Genomic DNA, 4,444 nt, shown 5'->3' with positions numbered 1-4,444 from the left:
CTGATCGCTGAGATCGACGCCAAATTGTCGCAGCAGGTCAACGCCATTATGCACCACGAGAGTTTTCAGCAGCTCGAAGGCGCCTGGCGTGGCCTGCACTATCTGGTGAACAACACCGAAACCGACGAGATGCTGAAAATCCGCGTGATGAGCATCAGCAAACGTGAATTGAGCCGCACGCTGAAGCGCTACAAAGGCGTGGGCTGGGATCAGAGCCCGCTGTTCAAGAAAATCTACGAAGAAGAGTACGGTCAGTTTGGTGGCGAGCCGTATGGCTGTCTGGTGGGCGATTACTATTTCGACCACAGTCCACCAGATGTTGAACTGCTGGGCGAACTGGCAAAAATTGGCGCCGCTGCGCACTGTCCGGTGATCACCGGTGCGGCACCGAGCGCACTACAAATGGAGTCGTGGCAAGAGCTGGCGAACCCACGTGATATCACCAAAATCTTCTCCAACACCGAATACGCCGCCTGGCGCACGCTGCGTGAAAGTGAAGATACCCGCTATCTTGGCCTGGTGATGCCGCGCTTCCTGGCCCGTTTGCCGTACGGCGTGCGCACCAACCCGGTGGATAGCTTCGACTTCACCGAAGACACCGAAGGCGCCACCCACAAGAACTACACCTGGGCCAACGCGGCTTATGCGATGGCGGCCAATATTAACCGCTCATTCAAACAGTTTGGCTGGAGCACCTCGATTCGCGGCGTCGAGTCAGGTGGTTCGGTGGAGAACCTGCCGTGCCACGTGTTCCCGACCGATGACGGCGGCGTGGACATGAAGTGCCCGACCGAAATCGCCATCAGCGATCGTCGTGAAGCGGAACTGGCGAAGAACGGTTTCATTCCGCTGGTGCATCGCAAGAATTCCGATTTTGCCGCCTTTATCGGCGCGCAATCGCTGCAAAAGCCCGAAGATTATTACGATGCCGATGCCGCCGCCAATGCGCAACTGGCGGCGCGCCTGCCGTACCTGTTCGCTTGCTGCCGCTTCGCCCATTACCTGAAGTGCATCGTGCGCGACAAGATCGGTTCCTTCCAGGAGCGTGCCGACATGGAGCGCTGGCTCAACTCGTGGATTATCCGCTACGTCGATGGCGATCCGGTTAACTCCACGCAGGAAACCAAAGCGCGTAAGCCACTGGCCGATGCCCGCGTCACCGTGGAAGAGCAGGAGGACAATCCGGGCTACTACGCTGCCAAGTTCTTCCTGCGTCCGCATTACCAACTTGAAGGCCTGACGGTATCTCTGCGTCTGGTTTCGAAATTACCTTCGCTGAAACAACAGCAAGGGTAAAACCCTCTGGGCGCACGTTCCCGCCCATTTTTTGCTTGTTCATTACTAAAGGAGTTCGACCCGCATGACCATCGCAATGTATCTGAAGCCAGAAGGCGTTGAAGGTGAATCTAAAGACTCGGCGCACACCGGCTGGATCGACATTCTCTCTTTCAACTGGGGTGCCAACCAGCCAAACAACATGAGCGTGGGCGGCGGCGGCGGTGCAGGTAAAGTGAATTATCAGGATCTGCACGTGCACGCCCGTATCGACAAAGCCACGCCAACGCTGATGCTGTATTGCTCCAACGGTAAGCATATCCCTACCCTGGAGTTCCATGTCACCAAAGCCGGTGGCTCACAGATCATCTACAACAAAATCAACCTGACCGAAGTGCTGGTCACCAGCGTGCAGTTCACCGGTTCACGTGATGACGACACCGTGGGCATCGAGTACTCGTTCCAGGCCGCGCAGGTGGAAGAGATCTACACCCAGCAGTCCGAAGACGGTGCCGCCGGTGCCGATACCACCTTCGGCTGGAACATCAAAACCAACACCGCGTCTTAATCGTTTCAAGCTATTTGCACGGGCGTCTCGAACGGGGCGCCCACGCAGACAATTTTGCAGGTAAAGCCTATGCGATTCACCCTTGTTGAAAGTAAAAACGGCGTGCAGCCGCCGCTGACCAGCGTCGATTTCTATCCGCCAGGCGGCACCATTGGCCGCAGTGAAGACAATAACTTTATCCTGCCCGACGACAGCCGCACCATTTCACGGCTGCAACTGCTGGTGCACACCTCTGCTGAGGGTGAGTGCCGCATTACCAATCGCGGCAACGTGATCAACGTCGATTTTAACGGTATCCCGCTGGAACATGGCCGTCAGGTCGAATTGCAAAGCGGCGATTTACTGGGGATCGGCGATTACACGCTGGAAGTCAGCGATATCGCGGGGGAGACGCCCGCCCCACGCGTCACCGCATCTCAAGCCACGCAAGCCAAACCCTTAGTCCGTCATACCGAATCTGAAGTACCCGGTGAGATCTGGGAGAGTTTGTCGCGCGACTTCTCCGCGCCAAAAGTGGCCCCGGCCGCGCCTGAAGCGCATCATCCCCTGACCCAACCGGCGGCGAAAGCGCTGAATCCGATTGATCCGCTGGCACAGGAAGATCAGCACACCGAGCTATCACAACTGGGCATTCGCGAAAGCGATCCCGCACGGTTGTTTGCCGAGAATGACCTGTTTCAGCAGCCGACTATTTTGCAGGATGCCACCCCCACCACGCTGCGCGATCAACCGCAGGTGGCGCATCAGCAACCGCAAACTGAACTCGACCCGCTGGCGCTGTTTGGCAGCAGTGGCAGTGCTCATTCAGAAGAGAGCGATCCCTTTGGCCTGATGAATGGTCAGGCGCAGCCGTTAACCCCGCCTGACCTGTTTCAGCCAGAAGCCGCGCCGGCGATCGCTGCACAGCACACGCCACCCGCCGCTGCGGTGGCTGCACCCGCGCCATTAGCAGCGTTAACGCCATCAGCCCCCACTGCAACATCACCTTCAGTATCAGCATCACCTTTAGCATCAGCTTCAGCAGCACCCATACCCACATCACCCTTGTCAGAAGTCTCGCCACCTGAGCCCGCGCCAATACCGACACCGCGCGTGCAGCAGGCCAGCCCGGAACACTCTAACGCCAGCCGCGCCAGCGGGCGAATGGGCATCGACCCGGTGAGCTACAAAACCGCCGCCCAGCGACGCGCCGCCAACACGCCGGGCGTTGATGCTGAGCTGCTGCAGGCCTTCCTCGACGGCGCTGACCTGGCAGACATTGATGCCAAACCGCATCTCGACCAGGAGCAGATGCACCTGCTCGGCCAACTGCTTAGCCTGTTTTCACAGGGCACCGTGGCTCTGCTCTCTTCCCGCACCATGCTCAAGCGCGGCGTCAATGCCGAAATGACCATGATCCTCGAACAGGCTAACAACCCGTTTAAATTGCTGCCCTCCGGCAAAAGTGTGCTGGTGCAGATGTTCAGCAGCCAGATGCCGGGTTTTATGGAGCCGGAAAAGGCGGTGCGCGATGCGCTGGTTGATTTACAGGCGCACCAACTCGGCATGATTGCCGGTATCCGCGCCATCATCACCGCCATGCTGCAATCCTTCAATCCCGACAATTTGCAGCAGGAAGAGAGCGGCCGTCACCTGTTTGCCGCCTCGCGCAAAGCGGCACGTTGGGACAGCTTTGTGAAGCGCTACCAAACCATCGCCAGCGAAATTGACGACGATTTCCATACGCTGTTTGGTGAAGCCTTCCTGCATGCCTACGACGTCGAAGTGAATCATTACAAAGACCTGCAAACGCAAAAATCGGATAAATAATGAATATAACGTTCGCGTCCATCAGCCATCAGGGCAAACGCAGTAGCAATCAGGATCGACTGGCGAACGCATTGGGCGCACGTGCCGCCTGCTTCGTGATGTGTGACGGCATCGCGGGAGAGCACGGCGGCGACACCGCAGCGCGTCTGGCGTGCGACACCATCATCACCCAGTTCGACGGTGACCATCATCTTGATGCCCAGCGTATTCGCGGCTATATCGCCGCCGCCAATCACGCCATTAAACAGCAGCAGCGCAACCACGACACCCTGAAGAACATGGGCACCACGCTGGTGAGCCTGTTTATCGATCGGGATTATCAACTCGCCTATTGGGCACATGCGGGTGACAGCCGCTTGTACCATTTTCGTCGCGGCTATCTGCTGGAGATGACGCGCGATCACAGCCTGGCGCAACGCATGCAGGACGCGGGCTACCCCACGGATGCGATCAATCACAACCTGCTCTATTTCGCGCTGGGGATGAAAGAGGAGCGCGAAGCCAGCTACAGCGACGTTCTGGCGCTGGAAGATGGCGACGTGTTTCTGCTGTGTACGGATGGCTTCTGGCATGAGATGGACGTCAGCGATCTGGAGCAGACGCTGCGGATGGTGAGTAATCCGCAAGAGTGGCTGGCGCTGCTGCAGCGGATGAAGCCGGATGACAACGGCGACAACTTCAGCGCCATGGCGGTGTGGATGGGATCGGAAGAAGGGCGAGGAGGGGACGGGGGTAGAGGCGGGGTTGGGACGGGGGTATCGCGGGGTGCGTCGACAGGAAGTGAGGGTGTCG

4 protein-coding genes are annotated in these 4,444 nt (G+C 58.3%); all 4 read left to right on the top strand.

Annotated features, from left to right (window positions below; translation table 11 throughout):
- Nucleotides 1-1,296: type VI secretion system contractile sheath large subunit (tssC, locus tag H7A81_RS26045; protein ID WP_182059202.1), on the top strand; the 1,296-nt coding region annotated here is incomplete at its 5' end.
- Nucleotides 1,297-1,360: 64 nt separating this feature from the next.
- Entirely contained in the window at nt 1,361-1,843 is a 483-nt protein-coding gene (locus H7A81_RS26040; RefSeq protein WP_034823617.1) for a type VI secretion system tube protein Hcp, read from the top strand.
- A 69-nt stretch (nt 1,844-1,912) separates the two neighbouring features.
- The gene (tagH, locus tag H7A81_RS26035) at nt 1,913-3,652 is read left to right on the top strand and encodes a type VI secretion system-associated FHA domain protein TagH (RefSeq protein WP_182059201.1); all 1,740 of its coding nucleotides are present in this window, start codon (nt 1,913-1,915) and stop codon (nt 3,650-3,652) included.
- On the top strand, nt 3,652-4,444 hold a 793-nt coding region (locus H7A81_RS26030), incomplete at its 3' end, for a PP2C family serine/threonine-protein phosphatase (protein ID WP_182059200.1). The genes tagH and H7A81_RS26030, both read left to right, overlap by 1 nt.

The organism is Pantoea sp. ME81 (assembly GCF_903970985.1).
Lineage (GTDB): Bacteria > Pseudomonadota > Gammaproteobacteria > Enterobacterales > Enterobacteriaceae > Pantoea > Pantoea communis.
Note: the sequence above shows the minus strand (reverse complement) of the source record. Positions and strands in the feature narration are given on the sequence as shown.

Coding starts and splice junctions, on each gene's coding strand:
- H7A81_RS26040 (WP_034823617.1), top strand. CDS start 1,361: ATGACCATCGCAATGTATCTGAAGCCAGAAGGCGTTGAAGGTGAATCT.
- tagH (WP_182059201.1), top strand. CDS start 1,913: ATGCGATTCACCCTTGTTGAAAGTAAAAACGGCGTGCAGCCGCCGCTG.